The sequence below is a fragment of the Flavobacterium sp. Root186 genome, from assembly GCF_001428525.1.
In the GTDB taxonomy this organism is placed as follows: domain Bacteria; phylum Bacteroidota; class Bacteroidia; order Flavobacteriales; family Flavobacteriaceae; genus Flavobacterium.
Genome location: NZ_LMHW01000010.1, coordinates 339,001 through 352,378 on the forward strand (window position 1 = coordinate 339,001; position 13,378 = coordinate 352,378).

A 13,378-nucleotide genomic window follows, 5' to 3' on the forward strand; every position below is an offset into this window, starting at 1 on the left:
TACTATATAATTAAAACAATTAAAACTAAATTTACCCTACTTTTATAAATCAATTTCTTTACGAAGGCTTAACAAAGCGAGATGAATGCGCTTTTCTACTGCCTTTACACTGATATCTAATTCTAAGGCAATTTCGCTGTATTTTTTTCCGTCAATTCTATGCATTAAAAAAGCTTCACGCTGTTTTTCGTTTAAATTTTCTATGGCTTTCAAAAGTTTAGCCTGAAATTGTTTTTCCTCCAGAATATATTCGGGACTTTCATTTGTTTTGTCTAAACCTGTGAAGTTTTTTTTATATTTCAAAATTACTTTCTGATGTGCAATTTCGTTAAGACTGCTGTTGTTGGCAACCGTATAAACATATGATTTTGCTTTTTCTAACGGCACAGATGCACAGTTTTGCCAAAGTTTTACAAATGCTTCCTGCGCCACATCTTCTGCCTGATTGACATTGCCAAATTTGTAAAAAAGAAAATTCCGAAGTGCTTTTATATGACTCTTGAAAAAAGACGAAAAAATTATTTCATCGCAAGTATCTGATTGGTTCTTAGTTGGCATTTATGTTTTCGATTGGTATGGTACAAAAGTATTTGTTTTTAGTATAAGTAGGGTAAAAGCAAAGCTGATTGTTTTATAGAAGAATAAAATGCTATTGGCTTTTGATAATTTAGTATTGAAAGAGGCCGAAGCCCCTTAATGTTAATTTATTAAAAACCAGTTTCCCTAAATTTATTACCTTTGTAAAAACATAAATATGCTTCCTTTTAAAAAATATTTATCAATAGCAGCAGTTTTCCTGCTTTTGTTATCTTGTCAAAACGAATCGCCTGATGATCAGGATAATAATGCGCAAGGAACAATCACGAATGCTTCTCCTCTTACTTCTTACTTGCAAAGAGTTGCAATGGTTCAGACAGTGCAGGATAATGTAATCGACGGTTCTACTTATTGTACTATAAAACTTCCTTACACCGTTACTGTAAATAATACTCAAATTGCAGTTAATACTACTGCCGATTATCAAAAAGTAATAGATAATATCAATGCAAGTAATAGTGATGATGATATTGTATCAATAGATTTTCCGGTAACGATGGTGTACTATAATTACATCGAAAAATTTATTCCTGATGAAGCTGATTTTGATTCTTTAATCGATTATTGGAATCAATATCCTGATCTTCTATCTAAAATCAACGGACTCAATATCAATTATCCAATAACAATAAATATTTATAACAGCGCTAATCAAATTGGAAGTTCTCAAACCATTATAAGCGATCAGGCCTTTTTTAATTTTATTAAAAATTTAAGTGCCAGTCAGTATATTTCATTAAAATACCCAATTTCGATAGTTGATTATCATGGTCAGACGAAAACTATTAATAATAATCTGGATTTCGAAAATGCTATAAAATATGCTATTGATTACTGCCCGGAAAACAATATTGTAACGCTAGATTTAAATGAAGTAATTACAAAAGGGGCTTGGGATATTCCGTATTATTTTGATGATTCTGAGAAAACTTCCTCTTACAGCGGTTATTCATTTGTATTTAATAATGATAATTCTGTAGTGGCAACAAAAGCGGGAGCTTCAGAAACGGGCCAATGGGAAAGCAGTGTACAAAATAATGTTAGGGAATTAAAACTGACTTTCAGTTCACCGTTACTTAGTAAATTAAATAACAGCTGGAAATTGTTTGAATTTAATAATTCGCAGATTAGATTACGTGATGTAAGCAGCAGTACCAATTATCTTTATTTTGAAAAGCTGTAAAGAAAATGGCCGCACAATTTGGTTTGAATCATGCGGCCAAATCAAGTTAACTAATCATAAATCATTATTAATTAGGCGTAAAGGTCAAATAATCTAAATTCATATTACCGTTTTCTGCGATATGTAAAGTGAGCAGTTGCTTTCCTTTTTCTAATTTAATTGTACCAATATTTTCTGAACTGTTCCAATGATGCCATTGTCTCCAGGCAACAGGATCGTTATCATCGTGTGTAGAAACAATTTTCATGTTTCCGGTTGCATCTTTTCCGTTTACAGCAATAGAAATTGCCCCGTCGCCGTTTGCCGTATACAAAACACCAATTTTATAAGTGCCTGATTTTTTAACCCCAACCGTATAATTAATCCATTCCGTTGGCTGCGTCCAGCCCACATAAAGCTGTTTCATCTTTATGGGAACTTTGGTATAAGGCGTATCGTCTATACTGTCTGTTTTTGTATACGAAATATCAACGCCTTCTTTTAATCTGAATTCATTTAACGGATTTCCGTTTATGGGATTCAGTTTTCCGCTTCCGTTGTTTATGTCATCCGTATCGTGGTATGCAGCGCCTTCGCCTCCCCAATCATAAAATTCGCATTCTATTTTTCCGGGAATTTGCTGCGATTTAAAAGGTTTTGGCTTTTCAGCCGATGATTGCGCAAAGGCTGAAATACCATTTAGTAATACGAAAGCATTCAGAAATAATAATACTTTTTTCATAGTATTGATTTTAATATTAACGTATTTCTAAAGTTGCAATTGAATGTGCAAGACTTGTTATTTTTGAAGCTTTTCCTTTTATCCATAGAAAATATTCTACATCATTATCAGTTTGGTTCATGACCACAACTTCAAGATTATTATCCTGATTTACAAAAGCAGTCGACAACAATTTATTGCTGCTCGAATTACAAGCCACACGTTTTGCACCCGGTTTAATGAATTTAGAAAAATGTCCTAAATAATAATATCCGTTGGTGTAAATCAGTTTTCCGGTTTTTAAATCAGCGTGAATAGGAGACATGCAGAAGTTTTGAACGTGATTTGGTCCGCCTCTTTCATCCAGCAAAATATTCCAGTCTGTCCAGGCAACCGTTCCAATATTGAAATCGTTAATCATCGACATTCCGTATTTTTCACCGTAACTCCATTCCGTTAATAATTTTTGGTCAAAATCTGCAGCGCAGCCTTCCGTAAGAATGAGCGGTTTGTCTGGAAAAGCCTCTGCAACGCGGCGTTCGGCTTCAAAGTTCATTCCGTTTTTCATCCAGTCTTCATACCAGTGATATCCAACTCCCCAAACATATTTTGCTGCATCTTTATCTTCTAAAACGGTGCTTACACGCTGGTACATTAAATCACGATTGTGATCCCACATAATCAGTTTCTTTTTAGATAATCCTGCTTTTTGCATCGTTGGCCCAAGAAAGTTTTTTATAAAATCACGTTCTTCTTCGGCAGTAAAAATGCACGATTCCCATTTTTGAACCGCCATTGGTTCGTTTTGAACGGTATAACCCCAAATCGGAATTCCTTCTTTTTCGTATTCATTAATAAACTTCACAAAAAAGTTAGCCCAGCTTTGGTGGTATTCCGGTTTTAAAGCACCGCCCTGCAAAACATTATTATTGGTTTTCATCCACGCGGGCGGACTCCAAGGCGAAGCGTATAAAGTTAATTTTCCTCCAGCTTTTGCAATCGCTTCTTTAATTAACGGAATTTTGTATTTTCTGTCGTGGCTGATATCGAAAGTTTTTAAATCTTTGTCACCTTCAGCAATGTAACTGTAAATATCACTTGAGAAATCACAGCTTTGCATATTAGTACGTGCCAGAGTATAACCAATTCCTTTGTCTTTATCGTAATAAGCCGTCAGGATTTCTTCTTGTTTATCTTTTGGAAGCGCATAAAAAACTTCTGCAGAAGCGTCAGTAAGTGCGCCGCCAATTCCTAACAAAGTTTGATAGGTTTTAGAAGGATCAACAAAAACAGAAGTTTCTTTTTCTGTTGGCTGAGGTTTATCAAAAAACGATAAGGTTTCGGTTTTTGTTAGTTTATTATCGGTGTTTTTTGCCGTTACAAAAACCGTTACACTTTTATAATCGGCTGCTTTAGTCTGCTTTTTCTGCGCCGTTAAACTTGTCGCCAGAAATCCCGATAACATGATGGTCAGGCATGTGTTGATTTTATATGTTTTCATAATTATGGTTAAATAGTTAGTATCGTTTTAGGCTAGAATGCTATCAATTTTCTGAAGTTCATCAGCAGAAAAAGCAGTATTCTGAAGACAGCCAACAGAATCTAAAACCTGCTCTGGTTTGCTTGCGCCAATGATAACCGAACTGATACGTTTATCTTTTAAAACCCATGACAATGCCATTTGCGCCAGACTCTGACCGCGCTCTAATGCCATTTCATTTAGTTTGCGGACTTTTTCAATATTCTCCGGTGTAATTGCATCTTCTTCAATTGCTCCGTTTCCGCGATGTGCGTTTGCTCTTGAATTTTCAGGAATTCCGTTTAAATATTTATTCGTAAGAAGTCCTTGCGCCAAAGGAGAAAAAGCAATACTGCCAACTCCGTTAGATTCCAGAACATCCAATAAGCCGTTTTCGATAGTACGCTCCAGCATAGAATATTTAGGCTGATGAATTAAGCAAGGCGTTCCTAATTCTTTCAAAATTGTAATTGCATTTTGAGTTTCTTCCGGGCTGTAGCTCGAAATACCCACATAAAGTGCTTTTCCCTGACGTACAATTAAGTCAAGTGCCGCCATAGTTTCTTCTAATGGCGTATTTGGATCTGGTCTGTGGTGATAAAAAATATCAACATAATCTAATCCGAGGCGGGAAAGACTCTGATCTAAACTCGCAACTAAATGTTTTTTAGATCCCCAATCACCGTAAGGGCCATCCCACATAGGCCATCCAGCTTTGGTAGAAATTACAAGTTCATCACGGAAAGGTTTGAAATCTTCTTTAAATAATTGACCAAAAGTCTGCTCTGCAGATCCCGCCGGCGGACCATAATTATTGGCCAAATCAAAATGACTTATACCGTTATCAAATGCAGTATGCAATATTTTACGGGCGTTTTCGATATTGTCAATCGCACCAAAGTTGTGCCACAACCCAAGAGAAAGGGCAGGCAGCATTAATCCGCTTTTACCGCTGCGGCGGTATTCCATTTTTTGATATCGGTTTGAATCAGGTAAATAGCTCATATTTTTATGCTGAATTTTTATATTTTTTTAAATGCTTTTATTACAATTTCTAAATCGCTAACACCTCTAAAGCCGCTAAACCCAACAGAAAGTTTTGTTCCGTCAGACAAAGTTAAAGGTTGTCCGCCCTGCCAGCCAATAAGGTCTGGGGCTTCAATTCCGTTTGCGTTTTCGTCTACAATATTATTAAAAACCAATTTTTCATAATCTCCCGTTTTTACTCCGGTAAGCCAAACCTGACTTGCTTTTGTCCACGCAATTTTATACGATTGTCTTTTTCTCGCTTTATCATTTCCGTACATGCGTCCATAAACCGTCCCTTCTTCGTCAATAATACATACGGCTACATTTCCGTTTGAAATTACTTTGTCTTCCTGAACGTCCATGTAGCTGGGGATCAGATCTTCAATAGCCAATAAAGCTAAAGCAATTCTTAAGTGTAGAATTTGATCATTCATTATTTTGATTTATAAAATGTTAGGGTTTCAAAGATCAAATAATTTGTTTCCTCATTTCTTAAACTAGATCAAGAAATATTAATAAATAAATCATCTTATATTTACATCTTGTAAATCAGTAAAACAATGTTTCAAAGAATACGAGAATATCTTTCAAGGTCTGTCCGCCTTTCTGAAAAAGAGATTAAAATTTTTGAGAACAGTCTGGAATTGAGACTGGTTCCAAAAAAAACAATCTTGTTACAGGCTGGAGAAGTATGTAATTTTGAAGCTTATATTAATAAAGGCTGTATTCGTGAATATTTTATTGATGATGCAGGAATTGAATTGACACTTCAGTTTGCGACTGAAGACTGGTGGGTAAGTGATATTACCAGTTTTGAAGACCAGATTCCGAGTGATATGTATATTGAAACATTGGAGGATTGCGAATTATTGGTTTTAACCCGTCAATCTAAAGAAAACCTGATTAACGAAGTTCCGCAGTTAGAAAGAATGTTCCGTTTGATGATTCAGCGACATTTGTCGAAATTGCAAAAACGATTGTTTAAAACCGTTTCTTCAACCGCAATGGATCAATATATTGAGTTTGTAACGCGTTATCCAACAATTTCACAAAGGGTTTCACAGCAATATATAGCTTCTTATTTAGGAATTACGCCTGAGTTTTTAAGCAGATTACGTGCGAAGCATTTAAAGAATGGATGAATTTAAATTTGAAAAACAATAAAAAAGGGCTGCTCAAAATCGAAGCAGCCCTTTTAAATTTATATATTTCTCTGTTCCGTAGGAACATCTCATCGTTATTTTTTCTACCGATGAAACATTCCTAACGGAATGATAACCGGATAACGCTTTTTAAATTATGTATGTTTCATAATTTTTAATTCCAAATCTCATTCATTTCTGTCAAGATAATAGGTTTTCCATCTGTAACAACAATCGTATGTTCGTGCTGCGCCATAAAACCTCCTTTGTTTCCTACCATTGTCCAGCCGTCTTGTAAAGTTTCGGCAATTGTAGAAGTTGTTGAGATAAAGGTTTCAATAGCAACTACAGAATTCTTCTTAAATCTTGTTAAGTTAAATTTATCTCTGTAATTGGCGATTTCATGTGGTGCTTCGTGCAGACTTCTTCCAACGCCGTGACCTGTTAAATTCTTGATGACTTTGTAACCTCTTTTCTTGGCTTCTGTTTCCATTAAAAAACCAATGTCAGAAATACGAACGCCGCCTTTTATATTGTGAATTGCTTTATGCAGAATTTCTTTTGAGGCTTCAATCAGTTTTTGATGCTGATTTACGTCTTCTCCAATAACAAACGAACCGCCATTATCTGAAAAGAACCCGTTTAATTCTGCCGAAACATCAATATTGATTAAATCGCCTTCTTTAAGTATTCTTTTATCAGAAGGAATTCCGTGGCAGAATTCTTTATTGACACTGATACATGTCCATCCGGGAAATCCATACGTAACATACGGTGCCGATTTTGCTCCTAAATCATTCAGGATTTTTCCGCCGTAGTCGTCTAATTCTTTTGTTGAAATTCCGGGTTTGGCATAATTTCTCATTTCTCTCAAAGCGTAAGCTACAGCTTCGCTTGCCTTTTTCATTCCGATTAATTCTGTTTCAGTTGTTATTGACATGGTATTTTTAATTATATATTTGGATAAATTACTTACTCCAAAAAGAATTTGAGCTTTGCGAATATAAGATATTTTGTTTATTCCGGGACATAAGTCAATTCAACAACTCCGGATTTGAATACTCTTGTGCCTGTTAGTTTTAATTCAACACGTTTGTCTAAATCCTCAAACAGAGGCTTTCCAGAACCTAAAGCAACCGGGTGTACAGAGATTTTATAGATATCTATAAGTCCTAATTTTATAAAAGTTTTGATAAGTTTTGCTCCGCCATACAGCCAGATATCTTTTCCGCCCTGATTTTTTATTTCTGCTACTTTGGCGGCTATGTCTGAAGAAATAAAAGTATCTTTTTCATTTGCTCGGTTCTGGCTCGAAAAAACAAATTTGGTTTTAGAATGTATACTTTGCCACATTTCTTTTTCGACTGGACTTGTATTCTCATCCGGTTGAAAATTTCCCCAAGCATCATAACTCACTCTTCCGTAAAACATGGTGTCTATACTTTCGATGAAGGCATCAAAATTCATGTCATCATCCATTATACACCAATCGATTTCTCCGTTTGGACCTTCAATAAATCCGTCTAATGTTACTGCAAGATTTAAAATTATTTTTTTCATGATTTCTATTTTTACCTGCAAAAATAGAAAGGAGTATTCTTTTCTATTTTGGAAAAATGCGACAAATTAAAGTTCGGTTGGTGTAAGACCGCTGTATTTTTTAATATTATTGGTAAGATGTGAATGGTCATAAAAACCGCATTCGAAAGAGATATCAAATAAGTTTCGGTTATGATCAGCGTTTTTAATTACGTTTAAAGTATTTTGAAAACGTACAATGTTTGAATATTCTTTTGGAGAAATTCCGATATGAGTTTTAAAATTTCGTTCTAATTGCCTTACTGTTGTGTAATTCTTTTTGGCAAGCTCATAAACAGGCAGCTGTCCGTTTGAGTTATGGATATCCTCAATAACTAATTTTAGTCCATTGTCTTTTTTTATAATTCTATCGCTGTAAAATTGATTGAGATACGGTATAGGATTTTTAAGGATTTTATCAATATTAAAAGAGTACGTTTTGTCGAATTCGACAGTATTGTCTATTAATTCGCTTTGCGGTAAGTACTTATAAAAATTGGTAAATGCTGCCGGCTTCAAACATACTCCAAACAGATGCGTGTTATTGTCAATAAAACTATCTTTAAACGAAGTCATCGCACCAACTGCATAAGTTTTTTCAGATTCCATAGAAACTAAACCATTATCTGTAATACAATTGCCACCCAAATTTAAAACTAATCCTGTACATCCATCCGGAAAGATTCGTTCCCACTGTTTATCTTGCTCGCTGCCTTTCATTTCCCAAAAGGAATGAATAAAAGGTTCTAATTCTGTACAGGGTTTTGTTTCTTTGTACTCCATTTGTTTATGTGTTCGTTGATAGTTTCTGAAAAAATCAGGGATTACAAGTTACACTTTCTTCATCGATTTCAAAATATCCGAAGGAGAAAACCCATATTTTTTTTTAAAAGCAAAAGAAAAATGGGAGAGATCTTCAAAACCGAGATCAAGATAAATATCAGAAGGTTTTCTGCCTTTCTTTTCCATTAAAAAATAACCTTCCTTAAGTCTGCGCTGAATGAGCCAGCGGCTTGGCGTATCTGAAAAAATGGAAGCGAAGTCGCGTTTAAAAGCAGAAATACTTCTTCCGGTTAAATACGCAAAACGTTCCATGCTGATATTAAACTTATAATTCCGATTCATGTAAGCTTCTAAATCTATTTTTTCCGGCGGAGCAAAATCAAATAAAATGTCTGATAAATTCGGATTTTCTTTTAGAAGAATCAAAAGTAATTCTTCGCGTTTTATATTCGAAAATGTTTCATCGATTTCGCCGCCATCATTATAATAAGGCATTAGAGAAAGAATGAAATTCGGAACCAGATTTGTATTTTTTAAAGCAAAAAATGCCGCTTCATCTTCACTTTTTTGAGCTTTTGTTTTATGTTTTGCGGCAAAAGTTTTTAAAAACGCAGTATCAAAAATCACGACAACTTTTTCAAATTCCCCTTCTTGTTTTTGTTTGTTGTATCGTGCGAGATGATTTTTTCGGGCAATGCAATATTCGCCTGGTTTTAAGTTGTATTTGCTAACGCCGTCATAACCTTCAATAGAACCTTTTGCCAGATATAAAAAGAAATGTTCTGCAATAAAATGTTCCGGTGATATTTCGGGACCTATATAACAACTTTTGATTTCTGTATATTTCATATGCTCAGTATTTATTTTTCAGGATTAGTTTTCCACCACTGTTTGAAAACTTTAGGGCTATCAAAATTAACGATTTCTCCCATAATAGGGGTAATCAGCGGAATGTGATATTTTTCATTTAAGCGAGTGATTTCGTTTAGGGGTTGATTCCAGGTATGTTTAGCCAATGCAAATTTCGAATTATGAACGGGAACAACACTTTTGGCGTTTAGATCTTTTGCCGCCTGCAAAGTTTCTTCGGGCAGCATATGGATATAATGCCAGGCTTTGTTGTATTGTCCGTTTTCCATAATAGCAACATCGATTGGGCCAAATTTCTTTCCGATTTCGGCAAAATGTGTGTCGTAACCGCCATCGCCGCTGTAGAAAACTTTCATTTTTGGAGAACTAATTAAATACGACGCCCACAAAGATTGGTTCTGTGTGAATCCACGACCTGATTTATGTCTTGCCGGAAGCGTATGAATCGTGAAATCTTTTCCAATTGTGATAGAATCGTTCCAGTCTTCTTCCATAATTTTATCTTTAGGATATCCCCAGCGTTCAAAATGTGCGCCAACGCCCAAACCGCAAATTACAGTTTTGACTTTGTCTTTTAATGCTAAAATAGTTTCATAATCAAGATGATCATAATGATCGTGAGAGATTAGCAGATAATCAATCTCGGGTAAATCCTGAACATGATATGAATTTGTTCCTTCAAAAACGGTTACACTATTAGGAAGCGGCGATGCGTTGTCACTAAAAACAGGATCGATTAAAATTTTCTTTCCGTCGATTTGCAAAAAGGTAGAAGAATGCCCAAACCAAACCAACAAATTCTGATCTCCAGGCAAATGTTTCAAATCTCTTTTTACAGACGGAATTTTATCTGAAGGTTCAGTTGGAACTGCTTTGTCAAAAAGCTGTTTTCGTATTACGCCCCAAAAAGTATAACCGGGTGCAAATGTTGGCGTGTAGGTATTATTTTGAAATTCTCCATTTTTATAATGAGATGATTTCTCCATTCTAATCCTGCTTTCTTCTGAAGGTAAACTTCCAAATGTAGCTTTTTGCATATATAACCATGTGCTGAAACCAAAAATCAGTATAAGGATAACGATAATTAACAGCATTTTTTTGATAATTTTTAGGATTCTTTTTTTCATTTTTAGTTCGCGGCTTTTTTTATGTCAATTGCTTCCAGTATTTTTTTAGAGAATCCGAATCGTGCTGTCGAAATCATGGCGCGGCCAATTTCTCTGGTTTCGCAGCCTGTATAAAATAATCCCATAATAGGGTACAGAAATTTGATGTATTTATTAAATCCTTTTAGATGAATTTGTGTTTGATCCGGTTTCATTAATCCCGGACGGAAATTGTATTGCGCTTTAAAAGACATTCTTTGCAAAGCATTTTCAGTTTTACCTTTTACACGCGCCCACATCACTTTTCCGGTTTCAGAACTGTCTGTATGCGATCCTGAAATAAAATTGAAAACAATATTAGGATTTTGGTTTAATACAATTTCTGCAAAATGTATTGTTGTGTCGTAAGTAATATAAGTGTATTGCGCTTCATCAAGTCCTACGCTGCTAATTCCGGCGCAATAAAAACAGGCGTCATAACCAGCAAGTTTAATATTATCGCTTTTCAGCGAAAGAAAATCTGAAACGAGGTATTCCGTTAATTTAGGATGCGATTTTCTGCTTGGTTTTCTACCCACGTACAATACAGCTTCTATTTGATTGTTTTCAAGACATTCTATTAAAACGCCTTCGCCAACCATTCCGGTGGCACCGGTTATAATTACTTTCATCCTTTATATTTTAAGAGATTTCCATTTTATTAAACTAATTACTGTGGCTGTTATAGCCTCTTCATTGCTTCTAGGTTTCCAGCCTAATATTGTTTTTGCTTTTTCGTTGCTGGCATTTCGGTTAATTCCAACTAAAGGCAAAATTGCTTTGGCCTGATCGTTAAAAAATGCGGTTAAACGTATTATAAAGGTAGGCAAAGATTTTGTTGATGCTTTTTCGGTTATATACGGCATTTTTTCTTTCAGCAGTTTTACGATTTCGAGTAATGACATAGTACCGCCCGACAATGCTAAAAAGCGCTGTCCTTTTGCTTCGGGGCTTTCCATTGCCAAAATGTGTAATTCGGCAACATCTCTTACATCAACAATCCCTAATCTAATATCAGGGATTGCTTTCATCGAACCATCTAATATTTTTTTAAGGAGTTCAAAACCACTAGATAAATCCGGGCTTAAGGAAGGCCCAAAAATTCCCATTGGATTTATTACAGAAAGTTCTAATGCGCCACCTTCGGTTTTCATAAAATCCCATGCCGCTTGTTCTGCCAGTACTTTCGATTTATTATAAGTCGAAAGTCCTTTTTCGTTAGGGTTTGTCCAGCTTTCTTCGGTAATAAGTGAATTTTTGTCTTTATGGCTGTAGCCCACAGCTCCAAAGTTAGACGTCATTACAACACGTTTTGCGCCTGCATCTCTTGCGGCTTTTAGCACACGCAAGGTACCGTCAACCGCAGGGCGAATCATTTCGTCTTCGTTTTTTGGTAATCTTAAAAATATAGGCGAAGCAATGTGAAGTACAAAATCGCAGTCGATCATAGCTTCTGGCCAGTTTTCATCGCTGGTTAAATCAGCTTCAATAAATTCTAATTCACTAAAATCTGTAATGCCGCCGTTTTCGAGCATTTCAAAAATCTTTTCTTTGCTTTTTAGCGAGCGAACAGTTGTTCTAACTTTGTAACCGCGATTGAGTAATTGCAAAATACTATGTATGGCAACAAAGCCTGTTCCGCCGGTAACTAATACTTTTTGATTTGATTGTATCATCGATTGTATTTTTATAGGGCAAATTTCAGGAGAATGCAGAGAAGTTATTTTGTTGAAAAGTCCAAAGTTATTTTGTTGAGAGGTTCAGGATGCTGAAAACGAAACAAATGGGCTTTTCTGAAAAAATCTTATATTCGCTGGAACTTATAAAGAAAAGCAATGTCTAAAGAAATAATTTTATTTAAAAACCTACACGAAACCTATAAAAATATGGGACTTCCTGTAAATGAAATTATTGATAACGATGGCTTGACAATCAATAACCTGAAAGATCTGCATCCGGTTTTGCCTTTTAAATCAATTGGTTACAGACCCAGTTATTTTTCTTTTTTATTTGTAAAAGATGCAAAAGGAAAATATACAACCGATGATGTTTCTTTTATTACAGAACCGGGTACTATATATTTTACAAATCCGGGACATTTTAAATCTTTTGAATGGGAGGAGATTAATGACGTTTATTTAATAACGGTTACGGAAGCCTTTTTAAAAGAAAATGTTCATACAAATATCTTCGAAGAATTTCCTTTTTTATTGTCTGAAACGGTTTATCCCAGAAACCTGAATGAAACTGATTTTAAAGAGTTTGAAACGATTTATCTTCAAATGGAAAAAGAATTTGGTTCGACATCTTCCATAAAAAATAAAGTAATTGGCAGTTTTTTGGTTATTTTACTTTTGAAGATAAAAGAAGCTTTTTGGAACAATTATAACCCAATCTACGAAGGAAATAAAAGTTCTCAAATTGTAAAAAACTTCAAGAAAAATCTGGAACATCATTTTAGGGAATTACTGGACGGAAAAACAGATAAACAGCTTCGGGTGAAAGATTATGCTTTGGCACAGAATCTGCACGAAAATTATCTGAACAATGTTATTAAAAGTAAAACCGGAAAATCAGTTAGCAACTGGATTTCGGAGAAATTGATTGCAGAAGCAAAATCCCTTTTAAAAAATTCTACGCTTTCCATTAAAGAAATAGCTTATAAATTGGGTTTTATAGAAACTTCTCATTTTAGTAATTACTTCAAAAAAAACACGAAAACCTCGCCTGAGGAATATAGAAAATCGGCAGATTTATAGTATGCTTTGAAATTTGCATTTCAATCTGTAATCTTCGCAACAACTACCTTCCATTGTATTTGCAATTTTGTAC

15 protein-coding genes are annotated in these 13,378 nt (G+C 34.9%); 3 read left to right on the top strand and 12 right to left on the bottom strand.

Annotated elements, in window-relative coordinates; genetic code table 11:
• Window positions 1–42: 42 nt before the first annotated feature.
• Window positions 43–558, bottom strand: a complete 516-nt coding sequence (locus tag ASD98_RS05200; protein WP_056201111.1) for an RNA polymerase sigma factor — start codon at window positions 556–558, stop codon at window positions 43–45.
• Between the two features lie 196 nt (window positions 559–754).
• Here ASD98_RS05200 and ASD98_RS05205 point away from each other — a divergent pair, with 196 nt between their 5' ends.
• A complete protein-coding gene (locus tag ASD98_RS05205) occupies window positions 755–1,780 on the top strand; it encodes a hypothetical protein (protein ID WP_056201113.1) in 1,026 nt (341 codons plus the stop codon).
• A 67-nt stretch (window positions 1,781–1,847) separates the two neighbouring features.
• Here the strand turns inward: ASD98_RS05205 and ASD98_RS05210 are convergent, their stop codons facing one another.
• From ASD98_RS05210 to ASD98_RS05225, 4 genes are read right to left on the bottom strand one after another with little or no spacing between them, the layout of a single operon-like run.
• A complete protein-coding gene (locus ASD98_RS05210) occupies window positions 1,848–2,501 on the bottom strand; it encodes a delta endotoxin C-terminal domain-containing protein (protein WP_056201116.1) in 654 nt (217 codons plus the stop codon).
• A gap of 16 nt (window positions 2,502–2,517) precedes the next feature.
• On the bottom strand, window positions 2,518–3,981 hold the full coding sequence (locus ASD98_RS05215; protein ID WP_056201119.1) for a glycoside hydrolase family 30 beta sandwich domain-containing protein: 1,464 nt from the start codon (window positions 3,979–3,981) through the stop codon (window positions 2,518–2,520).
• Window positions 3,982–4,008: 27 nt separating this feature from the next.
• A complete protein-coding gene (gene mgrA, locus ASD98_RS05220) occupies window positions 4,009–5,004 on the bottom strand; it encodes an L-glyceraldehyde 3-phosphate reductase (RefSeq protein WP_056201122.1) in 996 nt (331 codons plus the stop codon).
• A 17-nt stretch (window positions 5,005–5,021) separates the two neighbouring features.
• Window positions 5,022–5,462, bottom strand: coding sequence for a hypothetical protein (locus tag ASD98_RS05225; protein ID WP_088636445.1), 441 nt, complete (start codon window positions 5,460–5,462; stop codon window positions 5,022–5,024).
• 126 nt (window positions 5,463–5,588) lie between these two features.
• On the opposite strand from ASD98_RS05225, the gene ASD98_RS05230 reads away from it, so the two are divergent.
• Entirely contained in the window at window positions 5,589–6,170 is a 582-nt protein-coding gene (locus ASD98_RS05230; RefSeq protein ID WP_056201123.1) for a Crp/Fnr family transcriptional regulator, read from the top strand.
• A gap of 175 nt (window positions 6,171–6,345) precedes the next feature.
• Here ASD98_RS05230 and map read toward each other — a convergent pair whose 3' ends face one another.
• The 7 genes from map to ASD98_RS05265 all read right to left on the bottom strand — a co-directional run bounded on the left by map (window position 6,346) and on the right by ASD98_RS05265 (window position 12,222).
• Window positions 6,346–7,110: a type I methionyl aminopeptidase gene (map, locus tag ASD98_RS05235; protein WP_056201126.1), complete on the bottom strand. Its 765-nt coding sequence runs from the start codon at window positions 7,108–7,110 to the stop codon at window positions 6,346–6,348.
• A 77-nt stretch (window positions 7,111–7,187) separates the two neighbouring features.
• Window positions 7,188–7,730 carry a dihydrofolate reductase family protein gene (locus tag ASD98_RS05240; RefSeq protein ID WP_056201128.1) on the bottom strand — a complete coding sequence of 181 codons (543 nt, stop codon included), beginning with the start codon at window positions 7,728–7,730 and terminating at the stop codon, window positions 7,188–7,190.
• A 66-nt stretch (window positions 7,731–7,796) separates the two neighbouring features.
• Entirely contained in the window at window positions 7,797–8,531 is a 735-nt protein-coding gene (locus ASD98_RS05245; RefSeq protein WP_056201131.1) for a helix-turn-helix transcriptional regulator, read from the bottom strand.
• Window positions 8,532–8,579: 48 nt separating this feature from the next.
• Window positions 8,580–9,380, bottom strand: a complete 801-nt coding sequence (locus tag ASD98_RS05250) for an AraC family transcriptional regulator (RefSeq protein ID WP_056201135.1) — start codon at window positions 9,378–9,380, stop codon at window positions 8,580–8,582.
• Between the two features lie 11 nt (window positions 9,381–9,391).
• Window positions 9,392–10,528: an MBL fold metallo-hydrolase gene (locus ASD98_RS05255; protein WP_056201138.1), complete on the bottom strand. Its 1,137-nt coding sequence runs from the start codon at window positions 10,526–10,528 to the stop codon at window positions 9,392–9,394.
• A 2-nt stretch (window positions 10,529–10,530) separates the two neighbouring features.
• On the bottom strand, window positions 10,531–11,178 hold the full coding sequence (locus ASD98_RS05260) for an NAD-dependent epimerase/dehydratase family protein (protein WP_056201141.1): 648 nt from the start codon (window positions 11,176–11,178) through the stop codon (window positions 10,531–10,533).
• Between the two features lie 3 nt (window positions 11,179–11,181).
• Complete coding sequence (locus tag ASD98_RS05265) at window positions 11,182–12,222, bottom strand: aldehyde reductase (protein WP_056201143.1); 1,041 nt, start codon at window positions 12,220–12,222, stop codon at window positions 11,182–11,184.
• A 159-nt stretch (window positions 12,223–12,381) separates the two neighbouring features.
• On the opposite strand from ASD98_RS05265, the gene ASD98_RS05270 reads away from it, so the two are divergent.
• Window positions 12,382–13,305 carry an AraC family transcriptional regulator gene (locus ASD98_RS05270; protein ID WP_056201147.1) on the top strand — a complete coding sequence of 308 codons (924 nt, stop codon included), beginning with the start codon at window positions 12,382–12,384 and terminating at the stop codon, window positions 13,303–13,305.
• Window positions 13,306–13,378: the final 73 nt, after the last annotated feature.